The organism is Chryseobacterium sp. MHB01 (assembly GCF_034651565.1).
In the GTDB taxonomy this organism is placed as follows: domain Bacteria; phylum Bacteroidota; class Bacteroidia; order Flavobacteriales; family Weeksellaceae; genus Chryseobacterium; species Chryseobacterium nepalense.
On record NZ_JAYEDA010000011.1, the window covers coordinates 108206 to 127704 of the forward strand.

19 protein-coding genes are annotated in these 19499 nt (G+C 38.5%); 8 read left to right on the forward strand and 11 right to left on the reverse strand.

What is annotated here, in order from left to right; translation table 11 throughout:
- Positions 1–3: 3 nt before the first annotated feature.
- From U9K52_RS16950 to U9K52_RS16990, 9 genes are read right to left on the reverse strand one after another with little or no spacing between them, the layout of a single operon-like run.
- Positions 4–441 (reverse strand): molybdenum cofactor biosynthesis protein MoaE, encoded by a 438-nt coding sequence (locus U9K52_RS16950; protein WP_248393801.1) that lies wholly within the window; start codon positions 439–441, stop codon positions 4–6.
- Complete coding sequence (locus U9K52_RS16955) at positions 428–1543, reverse strand: HesA/MoeB/ThiF family protein (RefSeq protein ID WP_322927472.1); 1116 nt, start codon at positions 1541–1543, stop codon at positions 428–430. Before U9K52_RS16955 ends, U9K52_RS16950 begins: the two co-directional genes overlap by 14 nt.
- A gap of 3 nt (positions 1544–1546) precedes the next feature.
- Entirely contained in the window at positions 1547–1777 is a 231-nt protein-coding gene (locus U9K52_RS16960) for a MoaD/ThiS family protein (RefSeq protein ID WP_322927473.1), read from the reverse strand.
- Positions 1774–2265: a hypothetical protein gene (locus U9K52_RS16965; protein WP_322927474.1), complete on the reverse strand. Its 492-nt coding sequence runs from the start codon at positions 2263–2265 to the stop codon at positions 1774–1776. Before U9K52_RS16965 ends, U9K52_RS16960 begins: the two co-directional genes overlap by 4 nt.
- Positions 2266–2274: 9 nt before the next feature.
- Positions 2275–3009, reverse strand: coding sequence for a sulfite exporter TauE/SafE family protein (locus U9K52_RS16970; protein WP_322927475.1), 735 nt, complete (start codon positions 3007–3009; stop codon positions 2275–2277).
- Positions 3010–3019: 10 nt separating this feature from the next.
- Positions 3020–4195: a gephyrin-like molybdotransferase Glp gene (gene glp / locus U9K52_RS16975; RefSeq protein ID WP_322927477.1), complete on the reverse strand. Its 1176-nt coding sequence runs from the start codon at positions 4193–4195 to the stop codon at positions 3020–3022.
- The gene (locus U9K52_RS16980; RefSeq protein WP_322927479.1) at positions 4192–4788 is read right to left on the reverse strand and encodes a nucleotidyltransferase family protein; all 597 of its coding nucleotides are present in this window, start codon (positions 4786–4788) and stop codon (positions 4192–4194) included. The genes glp and U9K52_RS16980 overlap by 4 nt, the downstream gene beginning before the upstream one ends.
- Positions 4788–5768 (reverse strand): GTP 3',8-cyclase MoaA, encoded by a 981-nt coding sequence (gene moaA / locus U9K52_RS16985; RefSeq protein ID WP_248393793.1) that lies wholly within the window; start codon positions 5766–5768, stop codon positions 4788–4790. Before moaA ends, U9K52_RS16980 begins: the two co-directional genes overlap by 1 nt.
- Before the next feature lie 7 nt (positions 5769–5775).
- The gene (locus tag U9K52_RS16990) at positions 5776–6894 is read right to left on the reverse strand and encodes an XdhC family protein (RefSeq protein ID WP_322927480.1); all 1119 of its coding nucleotides are present in this window, start codon (positions 6892–6894) and stop codon (positions 5776–5778) included.
- Positions 6895–7145: 251 nt separating this feature from the next.
- Between U9K52_RS16990 and U9K52_RS16995 the strand changes: the two genes are divergently transcribed.
- From U9K52_RS16995 to U9K52_RS17020, 6 genes are all read left to right on the forward strand, one after another.
- The gene (locus tag U9K52_RS16995; RefSeq protein ID WP_248393791.1) at positions 7146–7748 is read left to right on the forward strand and encodes a (2Fe-2S)-binding protein; all 603 of its coding nucleotides are present in this window, start codon (positions 7146–7148) and stop codon (positions 7746–7748) included.
- Complete coding sequence (locus U9K52_RS17000; protein ID WP_322927481.1) at positions 7735–8712, forward strand: xanthine dehydrogenase family protein subunit M; 978 nt, start codon at positions 7735–7737, stop codon at positions 8710–8712. The genes U9K52_RS16995 and U9K52_RS17000 overlap by 14 nt, the downstream gene beginning before the upstream one ends.
- A 26-nt stretch (positions 8713–8738) precedes the next feature.
- Positions 8739–10967 (forward strand): xanthine dehydrogenase family protein molybdopterin-binding subunit, encoded by a 2229-nt coding sequence (locus tag U9K52_RS17005; protein WP_322927483.1) that lies wholly within the window; start codon positions 8739–8741, stop codon positions 10965–10967.
- 192 nt (positions 10968–11159) lie between these two features.
- Positions 11160–11642: a (2Fe-2S)-binding protein gene (locus U9K52_RS17010; protein ID WP_322927485.1), complete on the forward strand. Its 483-nt coding sequence runs from the start codon at positions 11160–11162 to the stop codon at positions 11640–11642.
- A complete protein-coding gene (locus tag U9K52_RS17015; protein WP_322927487.1) occupies positions 11635–12654 on the forward strand; it encodes a xanthine dehydrogenase family protein subunit M in 1020 nt (339 codons plus the stop codon). The genes U9K52_RS17010 and U9K52_RS17015 overlap by 8 nt, the downstream gene beginning before the upstream one ends.
- Positions 12655–12681: 27 nt before the next feature.
- Positions 12682–14919: a xanthine dehydrogenase family protein molybdopterin-binding subunit gene (locus U9K52_RS17020; RefSeq protein ID WP_322927489.1), complete on the forward strand. Its 2238-nt coding sequence runs from the start codon at positions 12682–12684 to the stop codon at positions 14917–14919.
- Between the two features lie 124 nt (positions 14920–15043).
- Here the strand turns inward: U9K52_RS17020 and U9K52_RS17025 are convergent, their stop codons facing one another.
- Together U9K52_RS17025 and U9K52_RS17030 are read right to left on the reverse strand one after the other, a co-directional pair.
- Complete coding sequence (locus tag U9K52_RS17025; RefSeq protein WP_262484279.1) at positions 15044–15175, reverse strand: hypothetical protein; 132 nt, start codon at positions 15173–15175, stop codon at positions 15044–15046.
- A 77-nt stretch (positions 15176–15252) separates the two neighbouring features.
- Complete coding sequence (locus U9K52_RS17030) at positions 15253–16584, reverse strand: alpha-amylase family glycosyl hydrolase (RefSeq protein ID WP_322927490.1); 1332 nt, start codon at positions 16582–16584, stop codon at positions 15253–15255.
- Between the two features lie 193 nt (positions 16585–16777).
- Between U9K52_RS17030 and U9K52_RS17035 the strand changes: the two genes are divergently transcribed.
- Complete coding sequence (locus U9K52_RS17035) at positions 16778–17569, forward strand: glycosyltransferase family 32 protein (protein ID WP_263602848.1); 792 nt, start codon at positions 16778–16780, stop codon at positions 17567–17569.
- Positions 17570–17894: 325 nt separating this feature from the next.
- Positions 17895–19499: histidine kinase dimerization/phospho-acceptor domain-containing protein (locus U9K52_RS17040; protein WP_322927493.1), on the forward strand; the 1605-nt coding region annotated here is incomplete at its 3' end.

Sequence of the window (19499 nt, forward strand, 5' to 3'; positions counted from 1 at the left end):
GGTTTATTGGTTTATTTTCCATTGATGCGTTTCATCCTCAAAAATTTCTCTTCCCCAGATCGGAAGTTCATTTTTGATGCGTTCAACGACTTCATTGCAGGCTAAGGTTGCTTCTTTCCGATGTTTTGATGAGGTAAATACAAAAAGACAGATTTCTCCTGCATTCACGATACCTAAACTGTGATGAATATGCATACAGGCAAGATTATATTTTGCAAAAATCTCTTCGCGGATCGTTTCCATTTGAGTGAGTGCTAAATCTTCGTAAGCTGTATATTCGATTGCTTTGACGGTTTTATCTTCAATTTTGTCTGCCCGGATTTGTCCCAGAAATATCTGATGCGCACCAATTTCCGTTTTCGTGGAATGTTTCGTAATGCTTTCCGCGATAAATAGAGGTGAAATAGGACTATTCTGGAATATATTTTTAACCTTGCTCATGAGTTTCTTTATTTAAATGATTAATGCCGCCTTCCAGATGACTGATATTGTATTCCGTGCCTAAAATTTCCTGTAAAATTTTTGCTCCGGTTATACTCCTTTTACCGGATTGGCAGACAATAATAATATTGCGGTCACTGATCTGGTCTGTATTTTCCTTTAATTGGGATAAAGGAATGGAAATATATGGAAGATTGAGTTTTGGTTGTTCCTCAGTTTCGCGAATATCAATAACAATTGTGTCGGGAAGTTTTACTGTTTTTGTAAATTCTAAAGGAGAAATATTTTTAATTCCGGCAAATTCAATTCCACAGTGAAGCTGATAATTCATATTCTCAAATTCTTCGATGCTGTAAGGAATATTTTTATCCGTTAAATCTAACGAAGGAATTTCAAAAACAGCAGTCTGATAATTGAGGATATTGATCGTCATTAATTTGTTGATTAATGCTTCGCCGGTTCCTGTGAGTAATTTAATCGCTTCTGTAGCTTGTAAAGTTCCTATCACTCCGGGTAAAACGCCCAGAACACCTGCGTCGTTGCAATCCGGAACTTCTCCCGGCTCTGGCGGTTCAGGAAAAAGATGCCTGTAATGCGTAACATCACCTTCATTGCTTTTAACATTGAAAATGGCAATCTGCCCTTCATACTGATAAATTGCCCCGAAAATTAAGGATTTACCCAAAATTCTGCACACATCATCAAGCAGGTAGCGCGTAGGGAAATTATCGCTGCAGTCTATAATTACATCGTATTCGGAAATTATTCTGACCGCATTTTCAGTGGTGATCCGCTCAGGAATAATGCTTAATTGTACTTCGGGATTCATCGCATTCAGCCGGTCGAGAGCAGCTTCTGTTTTCAGTTTTCCGATGTCATTCGAGGTGTAAAGAATCTGCCGGTGCAAATTACTTAATGAAACCTGATCATCATCCACAATACCAATATTGCCGACTCCGGCTGCGGTGAGATATTGGAGAACCGGACAGCCTAAACCACCGGCTCCGATCACCAGAACTTTCGCTGAAGCAAGTTTATCCTGAGCTTCGATGCCGAAACCCTGTAATTTAATTTGTCTGTCGTATCGTTCTGAATTCAACATAATTTATCCTCCTGAATAAGGTGGCATTAAGGCTGCCACATCGTTGTTTTGTAATTCCGTATTTTCTGAAATGATTTTTTGGTTAACCGCAATTCTCAGTTTTAGATCTTTCAACTGTGGAAACTTTTCATTGAGCTGACTGAGCAGTTCATCGGTGTTTTCTGCTTCAGCTTCAAAATCCGGACCTAAAATCTCTTTCAGTCTGCCAAAGCTAATTATTTTTATATTGCTCATTCATTTACTTTTTTTAGCCGTATTGTTTTCAGCATTTTTACATATCGTCTCCCGGTCGCAAAATCGGTCGGGGAGAGGGTAGAAATACCATCTTTAGGTCTGTTTTCGGTTTCTGGAATTATTAAAATATGATCACCAACCGTCGTGTTAAAGATTTCGTTCCACGAAAAAGCAACTTTATAACCGTCTTCTGCAATGCAGGTAATATAATATTCGCTTAAAACTTTTGGTGATTTTTCTTTAAATGAAATTTTTGAAAGAATATCTCTTAGCAAAACGCCTTTGATATTTTTAAGGGTAGATTTATATTCTTTTAAATGATTGGTAATTTGTATGCTGTCTATTGTATGTTGTGGATATTTTAAAAGTTCAGCGGATGTAACAATTGTTTTCTGGTTATCCGGAGCGACAATCTCAATGCTTTTTGCAGATTGGGCAAAAGCAAGAGAAGTACAGAAAACCGTAAGAAGTAGAATAAAATTTTTCATTTAATAATCTTAAATAGTGCTTGATATTAATTTATAGGAAGCCATTAAAAGTACAACGGCAAGAACATATTTCAAACCGTTCTGATTCAGTTTTTTTGAAGCTAAATATGCTCCGAGCAATCCTCCGGCAAATGCACAGATGATATACATCCACATATCATTAGTGAAGGAAATTTCTTTGGTGAACATTCCTCCCAAACCTGCTATGGAATTGACAAAAATAAAGGCTGCGCTGATCGCGGCGGTCTGTTTCTGGTTGGTCCATTTCAGTAAAATAAGAACCGGAGATAACAAAATTCCTCCGCCAATGCCGATCATTCCCGATAATAAACCGATCACTCCTCCGAAAAGTAAAGATAAATAGATTTTGGGATCTTTCAGTTCACTGTCATCCGGACTTTTAAAAAAGAAAAAACGGACAACGGGAAAAAGCAGTAAAATACCTAAAATGCGTTTGTACAAAGTATCTTCAATATGGATCATCCCGCCCACGAAAGCGAGAGGAATGGATGCTAAGGCAATCGGAATAAAGATCCTGAGTTTAAAATGTCCTCCACGATAATATTGTATGAAAGAAGTAAGTGAAACGAACAGATTAAGCACCAAAGCGGTCGGCTTCATTTCTTTGGGAGCTATTCCGTATAAAGCCATTAACGCCAGATAACCGCTTGCGCCACCGTGCCCGACTGCTGCATATAAAGCCGCAATCACAAATAAAATCAGATAAAAAAATTCTACGTTCATTGCGTGATTTCTATTTTAGCAGTATAATTTCAACCACGTCATCTTTTTTACAGCCTTCAGAATCTTCCGGTAAAATCATCAGGCAATTGGCTTCTGCAAAAGACTGAAGACGATACGATTCCTGTGCGTGAAGCGGCGTTACTTTTCCGTTTTCATAGGTTGCTTTCAGGAAATGGGTAAGACCGGTTTTCTTTCCATACGAAGAAGTGGAAGTTGCATTGGTTTTCTCCGTAATCGCCGGACGTTTCATCATTTCTGAAAGTAAAGGCGCAATGTATAAATAAAAACAGGTCAATGCCGATGACGGATTTCCGGGTAATCCGAAAACGAGTTTTTCTCCTTTGGTTCCAAAATAAAATGGTTTACCGGGTTTTTGTTTTATTTTATGAAATTTCTGTTCAACACCACATTGTTTTGTGGCATCAATCACAAAATCGTAATCGCCTACACTAACGCCACCTACCAAAATCACAATATCGGTTTTGGAAATGGCCAGATCCAGCGTTTTTTCAACTTCTGAAGGATCGTCTTTTACCCAAAAGCTTTTAACAGTAGTAATTCCACATTGTTTTAAAACGCTTTCAAGCTGATAAGAATTAGATTCGTAAACCTGCCCGAAATTTAAATTTTCTCCCGGTTGTACGAGTTCGTTTCCCGTAAGAATTAACGAAACCGATGGAGCAGCAAAAACCTTGACTTCCGTACATCCGATTCCGGCAAGATATCCGATCGCGGCGGCTGAAAGACAACTTCCTGAACTGATCGCAACGGTATTTTTTTTAGCATCGCTTCCGGCATTTCGTACATGCAAACCTTTTTCGAGTTCGGTGTCATTTACCGTGAGATATTCGTTTTCAATGAGGGCTTTTTCCTGCATAACAATGGTATCTGCGCCGATAGGAAGCGGAGCACCCGTAAAAATACGACAGGCATTGCCTTTTTCGAGATGAAACTGTTCCGTGGATCCCGCCTGCATTTCGCCTGAAACTTTTAGTTTTAGATCTTTATCCTCAAAACGGATCGCGTAGCCGTCCATTGAGGATTGTGAAAAATTCGGGATATCATATTTTGAATAAATATCTTCTGCAGTTGTATGTCCGAAGGCTTCTTTCAAAGGAAGAATCCGGGTTTTTCTTTCCGGAATATTTTGTTCGATTATTTTTTTTGCTTCTTCTACGCTTATCATGGTTGGTTTTTTAAATGATTATAATCTGATGGAGTATCAATGTCAACAGCACCTTTTTCAAACTCAAAAGATTCCACATCGTTCATATTCTGCTGAATGATCTTTTTGGCACCCTGTTCACCGGTAAGTTCCATTAATGATTTAAAATATTTTTTTGAAAATAAAGCCGGAACGCCTAATGTATCGGCATATTTTGCGACAACAATTTCCTTTTCTGAAGTCTCCTTCAACTGAAGCATTTTTGAAAATAAATCATCCGTAAGATGAGGCTGATCACAAACTGAAATGAAACATCTTTCCATTTCCGGAAAAAGCTCGGAGATTGTTTTCATTCCTGCTTGTATGGAGGAAGCCATTCCTGATTTCCAATTTTCATTGATAACAATGTGTATATTTTTATTTTTAATGACAGAAGATATTTCATGATGATGGGCTCCAAGAACCAAAAAAATGTGATTCGGATCAAATATTTCTGAAGCAGTATCAATTATTTTTTCTAAAAATGTTTTTCCATGATACATCAAAAGCTGTTTCGGAGATCCCATTCTCGAAGAATTTCCTGCTGCCAGTAATATAATGCCTGTATTTTTCATTATCCGCCAATATTGATCATACTTCTATTCTGAATGATGGAAGCATTTATTTTTTCGAATTGTTCATTCAGTTGTCCGCCTTGCGTTTTTGCTTTCGACCAGATCGCAGATTCTATAATCGGTAAAATATCTTCACCGTTTCGTAAAGGTGTGAGAAGATCGGTTTCTTTTTTTGAAAACAGGCAGTTTTTTAATTTTCCATCTGCGGTAAGTCTGATTCTATTGCAGCCACTGCAAAATGGCTCGCTCATTGTACTGATAATTGAAAAGCTTCCTTTGTGACCATTAATGCTAAATTGCTTCGCGGTATCATGAAAACCCATTGGCTGAGGAATAAAATCATATTTTTCCCTGATGATATCCAGAATGTCTTTCTGAGTCATGACCTGATTGCTGGTCCATCTGTTTCCGCTAAAAGGCATAAACTCGATAAACCGCATTTCTACAGGATGATCTTTTGTAAAAGCGATAAAATCTGAAATTTCATCGTCATTAATCTCTTTCATGGCAACAACATTGATTTTGGTTTTGATGTTGTGCTGCAGCAACAGATCAATATTTCTGAGGACGCGGTCAAAGTAATCGCGACGGGTAATCTTAAGGAATTTTTCCTTTTGTAAAGTATCAAGGCTGATATTAATGCTGTGAAAATTAGACTGAATAATTTCGGGAAGCATATCATCAATACGAATTCCGTTGGTGGTACACGTCAATTGTACAGGCAGTTTGCCCAGATTTCTAATGATCTTTGAAGCATCCTTTCTCACAAACGGCTCCCCACCGGTAAGTCTGATTTTATTGACACCGTGCTGTACAAATAATCGGGCAATGGTATCAATTTCATCAGCCTGCATCAGTTTTGAATGCGGTGTAAAATCATAATTTTCTTCCGGCATACAGTAAAAGCAACGCAGGTTACAATTATCCGTTAAAGATATCCGAAGATAATTATGGGTTCTTCCGAATTGATCTGTTATCATAATTTTTTTATATACTGAGAATATCAGTATGCATTTTTTCCGGTTTATCCCGTAGCGATGAACCTTTTTTTCCGCTTAAGACCGCTTTGATCTCTGCAATGACGGAAATCGCAATTTCTTCCGACGTTTCAGCACCAATATCTATTCCAACCGGACCAAAAAGTTTATTTAATTCTTTTTCACCTAATTCAATTCCTGAATTTTTAAGATCGTCCATCATTCTGTTGAACCTTGTTTTTGGTCCTAATAATCCGATGTATTGTACAGGTTGATGAATAATGAGCTTCAGCAAATTGAGATCATAGTTATAATTATGGGTCATCAGAACAAAAACCGTTGCTTCATGAATCTCTATGTTTTTGATAATTTCTTCGGGTGTTGCAAGCAATACTTCATCGGCGAGTGGAAATCTCTTTTTCAGGGCATGCGTTGCTCTTCTGTCGGCGATTACTGTTTTCCAGCCTAAAATAGAAGCGGTTTCCACCAAAGGTTTGACGTCGTTTCCGGCTCCTGCAATGATCAATGTTGTCTGCGGAGGAATATATTGCAGTAAAATTTCATTCGATGAAAGTTTGGCAAGTAGGTTTTGTTTTTTTTCTAAAACTTCTGAATAAAAATGATTCAGCTCACTTTCTGAAATACAACCAGAGTCTGATATCATCGTACTTTCCTTTTTTATCAATCCGATAGTTCCCGTCTGCTTATTTCTCTTTTCCAGTGAAAATAGGGTTGCGATGACAGATTCATTTCTATTTTCGGTTGTTTTTTCTAAAAGGGAGATAGAATTTTGAGAGGAGTTTTCATCAATATATTCGAAAAGAATATGGACAATCCCATTACAGCCCAACTGAACTCCAAATTCGACATCATCCGGATTACTGGTATCATAAGTGATGAGTTTGTTGTCTTTCTGATGAATGGCGAGCAATGCTTTTCTCAGGGCATCTCCTTCCAGGCATCCGCCACTGATGGCACCGGTAAGTTTTCCATCTTCAGTAACCAACATTCTTGCTCCGGCTTGCCGGTAAGAGGAACCTTCCACTTTTACAACTGTTGCCAGAGCTGCTTTTAACCCATTAATCTGTGCTTTTTTATAAGCTTTTACAATATCATTGATCTCTTTCATCAGAATACATTTTATGGATTAATCATTATTTTAAAACTTGAGTATGATTTTTGTTGAGGTAAAATCATTAAAAAGTTATTATATATTCAAATTTACATAAATAATATCTGTTTTTTTAGAACCCTTAATTAAAAACTGTAATATTGGTATATGAAACTGTAATGTGTATCATTGATTTGTAATAATATTTAATGATATTTGTTAAAACCTAATCCACATACAATTTATACTATATTGAAAAAAAATAACTTATGGAATTGAAAGGACAATACAGTAGGAGAAACTTCCTCAAAGTCTCGGGATTGCTAGCCGGTTTTATGGCTATTCCGTCTTCAGTGAAAGCATTCTATCAGGATGTAAAGCAGTATCTTGTTCCAAAGAAAAACGTATCCAGGCTTACGCTTTCCATCAATAAAAAAAGTCATACGCTTTATGTTGATACGAGAACTACCTTATTGGATTTGTTCAGAGAACAGTTAAATCTTACAGGGTCTAAAAAAGGCTGCGACCACGGACAGTGCGGTGCCTGTACCATCCATATTAACGGTGAAAGGGCATTGAGTTGCCTTACACTGGCGGCTATGGCCCAGGGAAAAGAGATCACAACGATTGAAGGTCTGGCAAATGGAGATGAGCTTCATCCGATGCAGAAAGCATTTATTGAATGTGATGGCTTTCAGTGCGGATATTGTACGCCGGGACAGATTATGTCGGCCGTTGCGTGTGTGAAGGAAGGCCACACAGGTTCTGTAGAGGAGATCAAAGAATATATGAGCGGCAATCTTTGCCGTTGCGGAGCGTATAACGGAATTGTTCAATCCATTCAAAAAGTTGCAGCCCATGAGACCGTTTAATTTTGAAAAAGTAAAATCTGCTGCTGAAGCTTCTGCCATGAAATCAGCAGTCGGTCAGTATATTGCAGGCGGAACGAATCTGGTAGATCTGATGAAGAAAAATATTGCTCAACCGGAAGTGCTGATTGATGTAACCACAGCATTATCTGATACAGTAAATCATCAGAATAACATATTGCAGATTGGCGCAATGGCTAGCAACAGTAAAGTCGCAAATAACAAAGAAGTTATTGAGAAATTTCCTCTTATTTCAAAAGCTATTTTGGCCGGTGCATCACCACAGATCAGAAATATGGCAAGTTCGGCAGGAAATCTGTTGCAACGTACGAGATGTCCTTATTTCTATGATGTCACGACACCTTGCAATAAAAGAAAGCCCAACAGCGGTTGCAGCGCTATTGATGGAGCCAACCGAATGAGTGCCATTGCAGGTTATAATAATCAATGTGTAGCTGTTCATCCTTCAGATTTTTGTATAGCACTGGTAGCCCTTGATGCTAACGTAACGGCAAAAACGAAGGATCAGAAAGAAATTAAAATTCCATTTAAGGATTTTCATAAGTTGCCGGAAGATACGCCCTGGCTGGACAATAATTTACCGCAGGATGCCATAATAACGAATATTGAAGTTCCGGATAATGCATTCTGGAAACATTCCGCCTATGTGAAAGTAAGAGACAGGACTTCGTATGCATTTGCCTTGGTCTCTGTCGCAGCAGCACTGGATCTTGACGGGAAAACAATAAAAAATGCACGCCTGGCTTCAGGAGGCGTGGCACATAAACCCTGGCGTTGGTTTGACGTGGAAAAATTTCTGAATGGCAAACGCGCTACAACAGATGTTTTTGAGGCAGCAGCAAGATTGGCAACCAAAGATTTGAAACCACTGTCTGAGAACGGCTATAAGATTCCGATGCTTCAGGGAGCGATGGTAACAGCATTACAAAATTGTGTCAATCAATAAGGGTGGAAAATTAAAAAGTAACAATTATGGGATTACTCGAATTATTGAAAATCAAGTCTAAAAGACCAGAAGGACGCGTTGAAGGGGTAGAAAAAGTGACCGGAATCGGTAAATATGCTGCCGAATATGAGGTAAAAAACGTGTGTTATGCTGTCCTGGTAAACAGTACGGTGCCTTCCGGTAAAATACAATCAATATTGGTTGATAAAGCCAAAGAAGTGGAAGGTGTTATTGATGTCATTACCCATCTGCATAAACCTTCGGTGCCGGGGTTGGCAAGTGAAGAAAAAATCAAAGAAGCAAAATTTGGCTTACCAATTTTTCATACGGATAAAATATTTTTCAAAGGTCAGCCTATTGCAATGGTTATCGCCGAAACGTTGGAAGACGCGACTTTCGCTGCATCATTGGTAGAAGCTCAGTATCAGAAAGACCGTTTTGCGGTAGATTTTGATTCTGAGAAAGAGTCCGTTGCTTTAAAAGCAGAAGGAAAAGAAAGAGGAAGCGTTGACAGCTGGCAAAATTTACCGTTCATGGTAGATCAGCAATACAATATTAAGGCAGATGTGCATAATCCTATGGAAATGCACGCTACGATTGCCCACTGGACTGGAAATGACAGTTTACGTCTTTATGATAAAAACCAGGGGGTAAACAATGTTCAGAAAACCTTTGCCAAATTATTTGAACTTCCTGAAAAAAATATAGAAGTATTCAGTGAATTTGTAGGAGGAGGTTTCGGCTCTGGATTAAGAGTCTGGCCCCACGTTTTAGCTTCAGTGATGGCTGCCAAACAGGTCGGGCGTCCTGTAAAGCTAATGCTCACCCGTCCGCAGATGTTTGCAGCGACAGGATATAGACCGGCTTCCTGGCAAAGAATTAAGGTAGGATCAGATCAGTCGGGAAATCTTTTAGGAATTTTACATCAGGCGAAGAACGAAACTTCAGTATATGAAAACTTTAATGATGGTATTACCCGTGTGACGAGGTTAATTTATAAATTTCCCAATCTAAAGACAGAAGCTGCAAGTGTTCCTTTAAATTTAAGTACTCCAACGTGGATGCGCGGCCCGGGTGACTGTACCGGGGTATTTGCTTTAGAATCTGCCATAGATGAATTATCTTACAAGCTTAAAATGGATCCTGTAGAACTGCGGTTAAAAAATATCTCACTGGAAAAACATCCTGATTCCAATCTGCCGTGGTCTACCCATTTTCTCGACGAAGGTTTGAAGAAAGGCGCTGAAATGATCGGATGGAAGGCCAGAAAATCAATTCCCACCACTGTTAGTGATGGAGATTGGTATATTGGCTACGGAATGGCTGTCGGAATGTGGAATGCGGGAAGAAGAGAAGCAAAAGCAGCTATTATCATGCATAAAAATGGCGCCATCACTGTCCAGACGGCAATGACCGACATCGGAACCGGTACGGGAACCGGAATGCAGAATATCGCACACGAAATTACCGGGATTTCAAAAGATAAAATCAGTATAGAGCTTGGAAATTCAGCACTTCCTCCCGCACCAAGCCAGGGCGGAAGTACAGGGCTGTCTTCTGTAAGCGGAGCGGTTTACGACGCGAGCAATGAATTAAAACAAAAGCTGGCAGAATATGCATCGTCAGTTAATCAAAGCTTTAAAGAAGTGGCTCTTGAAAATATTATTCTTTCGGATACGGGCATCAGTTTAAAAAGTAATCCTAAAGTTTCTGTTTCGTATGACGAATTATTTGAAAAGAATAATCTGACTGAAATACGTCTTGAAGTAGCATCAAAACCGGGAAGTGAGCGTGAAAAATTTGCGTTCTGTTCATCTGCGGCACATTTTTGCAAAGTCCGCGTCAATAAGCGAACAGGAAAAGTGAAAATAGAAAAACTGGCTGTCGTGGCAGATGGCGGAAAAATCATCAACAGTCAGGCTGCTGCAAATCAGATGTCAGGAGCTGCGGTTGGCGGTATCGGAATGGCTTTGATGGAAGAAAACCAGATCGATGCAAAATTGGGAACATTAATCGGTAATGATCTGGCAGGATATCATTTTGCTGTAAATGCTGATGCACCCATTATCGAGGTTGATTTTATTCATAAACCAGATCCGAATATCAATCCTTCCGGCGCCAAAGGTCTCGGAGAAGTTGGAATTATTGGTACGGCACCCGCAATAGCCAATGCTATTTATAATGCTATCGGTGTACGGATGAGAGATTTGCCCATTACCCCAGATAAAATACTTATGGCATTATCACGCAGATAAATTATCATTTCAAATTTTACAATCATATAAATATTCTGTATCTGAAGGTTACAGAATATTTTTTTTAGTCATTATTCTTATTTAGATTGAATACATTTAAACATTTCTAGTAGTTAATCTGCCTTAGATAAGACATTTTCATGGATAACGGTTTCTTTTTTGTATCAATACCGGTAACCAAATTACAAAGATATGGCAAATACCGGAAAACAATCTATTACACTAAAAGTAAATGGAGAGGAACATCATCTGGATGTACTTCCCTGGGTATCACTTCTTGATGCTCTCAGAGAGAATCTGCATTTTACCGGAACAAAAAAAGGCTGCGACCACGGACAGTGTGGAGCGTGTACCGTTTTAATTGATGGTAAAAGAGTTCTAAGCTGTCTGAGTCTATGTGTGATGAAGGCTGATGCTGAAATTACAACGATAGAGGGCATTTCAGATGGTGAGAATCTACATCCTGTACAGCAGGCTTTCATTGATCATGATGCTTTTCAGTGTGGATACTGTACTCCGGGACAGATCTGCAGTGCCATCGGATTATTAAATGAAAACAAAGCGAATACCCGTGAAGAAATTCAGGATCTGATGAGTGGAAATCTTTGCAGATGTGGTGCCAACAGAGGAATTATTAACGCTGTACTATCAGTAAAACAAGGTACTTATGAATAATTTTTCCTATACAAAAGCATACAGTGTTGATGAGGCAGTTTCACTGACCAATGTAAACGAAGACAACAAAATCATTGCCGGTGGTACCAATATTATCGATCTGATGAAATATTTTGTTACTGAGGCAGAAACTTTAGTTGATATTAATAAAATTGAGGGAATAGGTGATATTGTTGAAATTGATAACGGAGGAATTCTTATCGGTGCTTTAATGACCAATGCAGATACAGCCTACCATCCACTTATCGAAGAAAAATATCCGTTGCTTTCAAAAGCAATTCTGGCAGGAGCTTCGGCGCAGATCAGAAATATGGCGACCAACGGTGGAAATTTATTACAGCGCACCAGATGTTATTATTTTTACGATATAAATACTCCCTGCAATAAAAGAACTCCCGGATCCGGATGTTCTGCAATTAAAGGATACAACCGTATCCATGCTATTTTAGGTCACAGCGAAAACTGTATTGCTGTTTTTCCTTCGGATATGTGTGTTGCGCTTGCTGCTTTGGATGCAGTTGTTCATATATCGGGACCAGATGGAGACCGGAAATTACAATTTTCAGATTTTCACAGACTTCCGGGAGACACTCCAAACATAGACAATAATCTGAAAAAAGGTGAAGTCATCATAGGAATTGAGCTGCCTGAAAAAGGATTTTCAGAAAATTATTCCTATCTGAAATTAAGGGACAGAAGTTCTTATGCATTTGCACTGGTTTCTATTGCAACAGGTCTGGAACTTGAAAATGGAATGATTAAAGAAGCGAGAATTGCGTTGGGCGGCGTTTCACACAAACCGTGGCGTGTACAAGAAGCTGAAGAATTTTTAAAGGACAAAGTGGCAAATGCTGAAAGTTTTGCTGCCGCTGCAGATATTATTTTACAGGGAGCGGTAGGTTTTGAACATAACAGCTTTAAAATTAATCTGGCTAAAAAAGCGATCGTGAGAAACTGTATGATGGCAATCGATCCGACCTCTCAGAGACCTGGAGCAAAACCTTCTTTATAATTTACTATTAATGCTAATTAAAATTTTATGGAAAATACACCGTCTGTCGGACAACCAATAAGTCGTTTGGAAGGGCATCTGAAAGTGACAGGAAAAGCAAAGTATGCCGCAGAATATGACGCTCCCGATTTGTTATATGGATATATCGTAAACAGCACGATCACGAAAGGTAAAATTAAAGCCATTGATACCTCAGAAATAAAGAAAATGGAAGGCGTTGTTGAGGTTTTCACCCACGAAAACAGACCTTCGACGGCCTGGTTTGATTTTCAGTATGCCGATATGGATGCTCCTCCGGGAATTGTTTTTAAACCGCTTAAAGATAATGAGATTAAATACAATGGTCAGCCAATCGCTTTGGTCGTAGCAGAAACTTTTGAGTTAGCACGTTTTGCTGCAGCAAAAATAAAAGTCGTCTATGAAGAGGAGAAATTTGAAACAGATCTTAAAACGAATTTGGATAAAGCAAGGGATCCTAAGAAAGGGTTGGCATCGCTGCTGAAACCGCCTCCGCCAAAACCTACCGGTGATTTTGAAAAAGAATATGAAAATTCGTTTGTAAAAACGGACAGTCATTTCAGTCATGGCACCGAGCATCACAATCCTATGGAAATGTATGCTTCTACCGTAATTTACGAAGGAAAAGATAAACTGACCATCTACGATAAAACCCAGGGAACCATCAATTCCCAAATGTATGTTGCCAATGTTTTTGGGCTGAAAATGAAGAACGTTCAGGTGATTTCACCGTTTGTTGGTGGTGGTTTTGGTTCTGGTCTTCGTCCGCAACAGCAGCTTTTTATGGCAGTAATGGCATCATTGGCTTTAAAACGGAATGTTCGTGTAACCTTAGATCGTTCGCAGATGTACATGATAGGACATCGGCCTCCAACGTTGCAGCATACAAAATTTGGGGCTGATAAAGAAGGTAAAGTCAATGCAATTTATCACAAAGCAATCGGAGAAACGTCGAGGTTTGAAGATTATGTGGAAATTGTTGTTAACTGGGCCAATATGCTATACCCTGCAGAAAATACATTGCTGGAACATGAGATTGTTCCACTAGATGTTTACAGTCCGCTTGACATGAGGGCTCCCGGCGGAAGTACCGGAATGCACGCTATCGAAGTGACAATGGACGAAATTGCTTACCAGTTAAATATAGATCCGCTGGAATTAAGACTTATCAATTATTCGGAAATTGATAAAAGCAGCGATAAGGAATATTCCAGTAAGGAACTCAGAAAATGTTATCTTGAAGGTGCGGAAAAATTCGGATGGAAGGAAAGGAATCCTGAACCCCGAAGTATGAAGCGTGGAAATAAGCTCGTCGGTTACGGAATGGCTACCGGAATTTGGGATGCCAACCGTATTTTGGGACGCGCAGAAGCGATCATGACTGCTGATGGAAAAGTTGAAATAAAAAGTGCCGTTACCGATATCGGAACCGGCACGAAAACAATCATGACCCAGATTGCAGCCGATGAACTTGGTCTTCCGGTTGAAAATATTACATTTTCATATGCCGACAGTAAAATGCCTTTTGCACCAATCCAAGGTGGATCGTTTACTACAGCAACGGTGGGACCTGCGGTACAGAATGCCTGCCAGGCTTTAAATAAAAAACTTTTTAAAAAAGCTAAAGAATTAAACGGATCAGTATTAAAAAATATCAAGTTTAAAGATGTTATTTTTAAAAATGGTTTCATCACACTCAAAGATCAGCCTGAAATACAGATTGATATTAAAGAGATTTTAAAAGCAAACGAGGGTAAAGCCATCCGAACGACTAATTCTGCGATGCCCAACCCATTAACTTACGGGAAAAAAGCAAGAGCCGTTCACAGTGCAGTTTTCGTTGAAGTAGAAGTGGATGAAGAACTTGGCGTTATTGAAGTGAAAAGAGCCGTCACAGCGGTGGCAGCCGGTAAAATTATCAATCCTAAAACAGCGGAAAGTCAGGTTTTAGGAGGGATGATCTGGGGAATCAGCAAGGCACTGCACGAAGAAACCATACTCGATCATCAATTCGGAAGATATATGAACGCCAATCTTGGGGAATATCATATTCCTGTACATGCAGATATTCATGACCTGGAAGTGATCTTTGTAGAAGAAAATGATTCATTTGTGAATGACCTGGGAGTAAAAGGAGTGGGAGAAATCGGTGGAGTAGGAATGCCTCCTGCTATTACAAATGCTATCTTCCATGCAACAGGAAAAAGAATATATGATCTTCCTATTCATTTTGACAAGTTGATGTAATTAACACCAATACTATTGCTAAACGGCAAATAAGGAAGTTTGTTGAATGCAGATCTCAACTAAATTTAGTACAAAAATATCCCGGCTTATGCCGGGATATTTTTATTTAATTTTAAGAATACTTTTAGTCACCTTTTTTGTGGTGATGAGGTTTAAGTTCTTTTTTATTCTTTGGAGTTTCCTTGTTATCTCTTTGGCGCTGATCTAACTTATCCGTTGATTCTGCAACTTTTTTCGGTCCTGGTTTAATTCCCATAACAATTAGATTTAAAGGTTAATGTAATAAACCATTCATAATTAGTGCCAAATGCAATTTGTATTGAAAATTTTACTTCAATTTGATGGAGTATGTTGCAGTACAACATAATCCCATGGCTCCAAATCAATAATCAGGGTACCATCTACAATCTGTTCTTTTCCTGAGAAAAGATTTTCATAGGATCCTTTATCAAAAGATGTATCAAACTGTGCGAGTACATGATCTTTGCTCAGATTAATAAATGTAAGTACTTTATGGCCGTTTTTCTCTCTGACAAATGAAATGATCTGGTCCATCTTATCATTCATAATTCTTACGATTTCACCTCCAAAACGGCCATTCCACAATGCCTGATTGCGGTGCTTCAGATCAAAAATCGTAGCATAAAGTTTTGCATTGTCATGCGTTTGCCAATTGATGGGATCTTTTTCAAAAAATTCCAGTGAACGGTCAAGTCCGGCCTCCTGACCATTGTAAACCAAAGGAATACCATCCATCATAAAAGTAAAGACGGTGGCTGCCTGTAAAGCATCTCCAAAATTACCGGAAGGTGTCCCCTCCCAGGAATTTTTATCGTGATTATCAATAAAGTTCATTCTTAAAGCCTCCTTGGGAAATACGGATACATGCTCTGCAAGATAGGCCTCAGTTAACGTTTTAACACTGTAATGATTAACAGCAATCTGATGCAGGATATTCCATAAAGTCCAATTATAAGTGGCATCAAATGCTTTCCTGTGCAAATCCCGGTCTTCACCTTCAGCCAGCATGAAAACAGGTTTTAAGGTGTCCAGTTCTGATCTTACATTTTCCCAGAAATCAAGGGGTACGAAACTCGCAATGTCACAACGATAGCCGTCAATATCAAATTCGCTGATCCAGTATTTCAAAGCGTCAGTCATATACCGGCGCAGCTCAGGATGGCTGTAATCTAATTCAATGATATCGTCATAGTCACGCCATCTTGTAGACTGAAAAGTATTTTTTCTCGACTTCGTGTACCATTCTGGATGCTCTGCAACCAGAGTGTTGTCCCAGCTTGTGTGATTGGCTACCCAATCCAGAATCACAAACATCCCTTCATCATGGATTTTCTTTACCAGGCTTTTGAAATCTTCTTCAGTTCCGAATTCAGGATTAACCTCAAAATAATTTTTAACAGAATAGTAGCTTCCTAAGCTTCCTTTACGATGAAGTTCCCCGATGGGGTGTATTGGCATCAGCCAGATGATATCAATCCCCAGCTTTTTAAGTCTTGGTAGTTGTTCTTCTATCGCTTTAAAATTACCTTCTTCAGAAAACTGTCTTATATTGAGTTCATAAAGTGTTGCATTTTTCACCCATTCCGGCGTGGAAATTTCAACATAGGATCTGGGCTGGTACCGGCGATCTGAAATATGTTCCATAAGAATATTATTAATAATCAATCAATGCTGTATCGAATATCATACCTATCAAGCATAAAATCAATAGATTTAGAAAAAAATAAACAGGGTATCTGCAAGAAACTGATGTAAAAGCATATTTTTATTGCTTTTGCTTTCGATAAAGGTTTAATGTTTGTATGGTTAAATCAAACCAATTCTAAAATATTAAGTTATGATACCAAAGAAAATACACTACTGCTGGTTTGGAGGGCATCCTAAAGACGAGCTGGCCGAACATTGCATCGCTACCTGGAAAAAAATTCACCCGGATTATGAAATTATCGAGTGGAATGAAAATAATGCCCCTCTGGATGATAATAATTATGTGAAGGAAGCATTTGCCCAAAAAAAATGGGCTTTTGTTTCAGATTATGTAAGATCTAAAGTGATGTACGAACATGGTGGGGTGTATATGGATACCGACATGGAACTGAAGCTGCCTTTGGATGAATTCTTGAATGAAAAAGCAGTATGCGGTTTTGAGGTTAAAGGAGTACCGTATTCTGCTTTCTGGATGGCCGAACCAAAACATCAGTTATCTAAAGATTTTGTAGACTATTACAATAAACAAGAAGGTTTTGAAGAACGTATAAATACTGATATTTTCTCAGAAATGCTTGAAAAAAAGTATAGTGCGGATCGCTATAGTGACACCATTCAGAAGCTAAAACATGATGTGACCTTATATCCATCGATTTATTTTTCACAAGATCTGCCTAAAAATTATGTAAGCCATCATTTCAATGGTTCCTGGTTTGGTGGTGATTCAGAAAACACGCATAAAAAAATGGTTAATGTATACGGTCTTTTGGAACGGATTACCACATATCCGGGAGCATCCAAAGCCGTAAAAAGTATTCTGGATGAGCACAAAATAATTAACGTAGATGATCTACTTGACCTGATTCCTATAGAACATATAGCGGCTTATGTTAAAAAAAATGCTTTTAGTAATAAAGAGTAAAAAAAATTTTTGACTATGGGAGAACAATCAGTCGATTTCCCTATTACAGTCGCTACATCACCATAAATGAAGAGGCTATGAAAATCCGGAGAATTTCTTCGGATTTTTAGATATATCTGATAATCAAACTGGAGAATTATTTTTTAAAAATAAGGATAAGCTTTTTCTGTAGGTGTTCTGAACAATTATCAATTGATTTTCAAAAATATTAATTCTCTGATTCTTTAATATATGCTTATTATTTTGGCGTATATTATGATAAATTGTTAAATTAAATTAGTTATATAAGAATTTATTTTTTTTACTTTACCATAAAGAATTTTTAATGCCGAAAAAAATCATAAGAAATCTCCGGATTGGAGTAGCACTTTCCTTATTACTGCTGATTGCAGGCTCTGTTGCATCTTTTATTAGCATACAAAAGCAAATGGAAAACAGAGAAAGTTTATTGAAAAGTAAAGAGTCAATAAGTTTAGTTAAAGATGTTTTAAATTCTCTTTTAAATACGGAAACAGGTATCCGTGGATATCAGCTTACAGGGCAGAAAAATTTTCTTGAGCCTCTGGATAAAGGGATGAAACAATATGCTGTGCTTATTTCTACTATAAATGATTTAAATATTAGAGATAAACACCAGCTTAAGCTTCTGAATGAGCTGATGCGCACTTCAGATATAATGATGAAAGCAAATGCATTGTTCATTGAAAGACGCAAAAACGGAATAGTAATGACCCCAAAAGAACTCGTTCAGAACAAGACAGCTATGGATCAATGCCGTACGCTGGTTGGGGAATTTGTAAAATATGAAGAAATGCAGCTTGCTGTAAAGGATAATGATCTGAACAGCTCTTCTCAATCCACTGTTTTGTTTATTATTTTTTCTGCTGTTGCAGCCATTGCGGTAACAATATTCTTTTATATACAGCTAAAAGCCGACCTTATCCGTAGGGATAAATTGGAAAGTGATCTTTCTTACACAAAAGAAATTCTTGAGCAGACAAGCTCCGTTGCCCAGGTAGGAGGCTGGGAAGTCAATATGAAAACAGGAACTGTTTTCTGGTCCCAGAGTACAAAAGAAATTCATAAAGTCGGAAATGATTTTCAGCCTGATTTTGAAAATGCGGTCAGCTTCTTCAAAGATGATAGCCTGGACAGAATGAAATTCCTCTTTAACAGAGCTATGACTGAAGGAGTTCCTTTTGATGAAGAATTACAGCTTGTACGCAATGACGGAGTTACGATCTGGGTAAGGGTACAAGGGCTCCCGGAGTTTGAGGGTGAGGTCTGCAGCAGGGTTTTCGGGATCATCCAGGATATTGATGCATTCAAAAAAATGTTTCTGGAAGTGACCAGAAAAGAAGCGATGATGCAGTCGTTTGTAACGGATGTTCCGATTCCTCTGGCCATGTTTGATAAGGACCTTAATTATGTTTCCGTGAGCACCGAATGGAGAGAGGAATTCAATATGAATGATGTGGATCTTATCGGAAACAGCTTGTTTGCCATATCACAGGATGTTCCGGAGGAAAGAAAAGAAATATACCAAAATGCTTTATTGGGTAAAACATATACTAATGGAGATTTTGCCCTTAAAATACCAGGTAAAGATGAAATTCAGCATTATGATCTGAAGGTGGGACCTTGGTATCTTACTGAAGATGAAGTGGGGGGTATCATTATTTCCGTACAAAATATAACAAATGCAATATTGATTAATGAGGAACTGAGAAATGCGAAGGAAGTGGCCGACATGGCCAGTAAGGCGAAATCTGAATTCCTTGCCAATATGAGCCACGAGATCCGTACGCCTCTCAACGGAGTGATCGGATTTTCTGATCTTCTTCTCAGAACACCACTGAATGAAATTCAGACCCAATATCTTAATTACATTAATGAATCGGGGGAAAACCTGCTCAACATTATCAATGAT

Coding starts and splice junctions, on each gene's coding strand:
- U9K52_RS16950 (WP_248393801.1), bottom strand. CDS start 441: ATGAGCAAGGTTAAAAATATATTCCAGAATAGTCCTATTTCACCTCTA.
- U9K52_RS16955 (WP_322927472.1), bottom strand. CDS start 1,543: ATGTTGAATTCAGAACGATACGACAGACAAATTAAATTACAGGGTTTC.
- U9K52_RS16960 (WP_322927473.1), bottom strand. CDS start 1,777: ATGAGCAATATAAAAATAATTAGCTTTGGCAGACTGAAAGAGATTTTA.
- U9K52_RS16965 (WP_322927474.1), bottom strand. CDS start 2,265: ATGAAAAATTTTATTCTACTTCTTACGGTTTTCTGTACTTCTCTTGCT.
- U9K52_RS16970 (WP_322927475.1), bottom strand. CDS start 3,009: ATGAACGTAGAATTTTTTTATCTGATTTTATTTGTGATTGCGGCTTTA.
- glp (WP_322927477.1), bottom strand. CDS start 4,195: ATGATAAGCGTAGAAGAAGCAAAAAAAATAATCGAACAAAATATTCCG.
- U9K52_RS16980 (WP_322927479.1), bottom strand. CDS start 4,788: ATGAAAAATACAGGCATTATATTACTGGCAGCAGGAAATTCTTCGAGA.
- moaA (WP_248393793.1), bottom strand. CDS start 5,768: ATGATAACAGATCAATTCGGAAGAACCCATAATTATCTTCGGATATCT.
- U9K52_RS16990 (WP_322927480.1), bottom strand. CDS start 6,894: ATGAAAGAGATCAATGATATTGTAAAAGCTTATAAAAAAGCACAGATT.
- U9K52_RS16995 (WP_248393791.1), top strand. CDS start 7,146: ATGGAATTGAAAGGACAATACAGTAGGAGAAACTTCCTCAAAGTCTCG.
- U9K52_RS17000 (WP_322927481.1), top strand. CDS start 7,735: ATGAGACCGTTTAATTTTGAAAAAGTAAAATCTGCTGCTGAAGCTTCT.
- U9K52_RS17005 (WP_322927483.1), top strand. CDS start 8,739: ATGGGATTACTCGAATTATTGAAAATCAAGTCTAAAAGACCAGAAGGA.
- U9K52_RS17010 (WP_322927485.1), top strand. CDS start 11,160: ATGGCAAATACCGGAAAACAATCTATTACACTAAAAGTAAATGGAGAG.
- U9K52_RS17015 (WP_322927487.1), top strand. CDS start 11,635: ATGAATAATTTTTCCTATACAAAAGCATACAGTGTTGATGAGGCAGTT.
- U9K52_RS17020 (WP_322927489.1), top strand. CDS start 12,682: ATGGAAAATACACCGTCTGTCGGACAACCAATAAGTCGTTTGGAAGGG.
- U9K52_RS17025 (WP_262484279.1), bottom strand. CDS start 15,175: ATGGGAATTAAACCAGGACCGAAAAAAGTTGCAGAATCAACGGATAAG.
- U9K52_RS17030 (WP_322927490.1), bottom strand. CDS start 16,584: ATGGAACATATTTCAGATCGCCGGTACCAGCCCAGATCCTATGTTGAA.
- U9K52_RS17035 (WP_263602848.1), top strand. CDS start 16,778: ATGATACCAAAGAAAATACACTACTGCTGGTTTGGAGGGCATCCTAAA.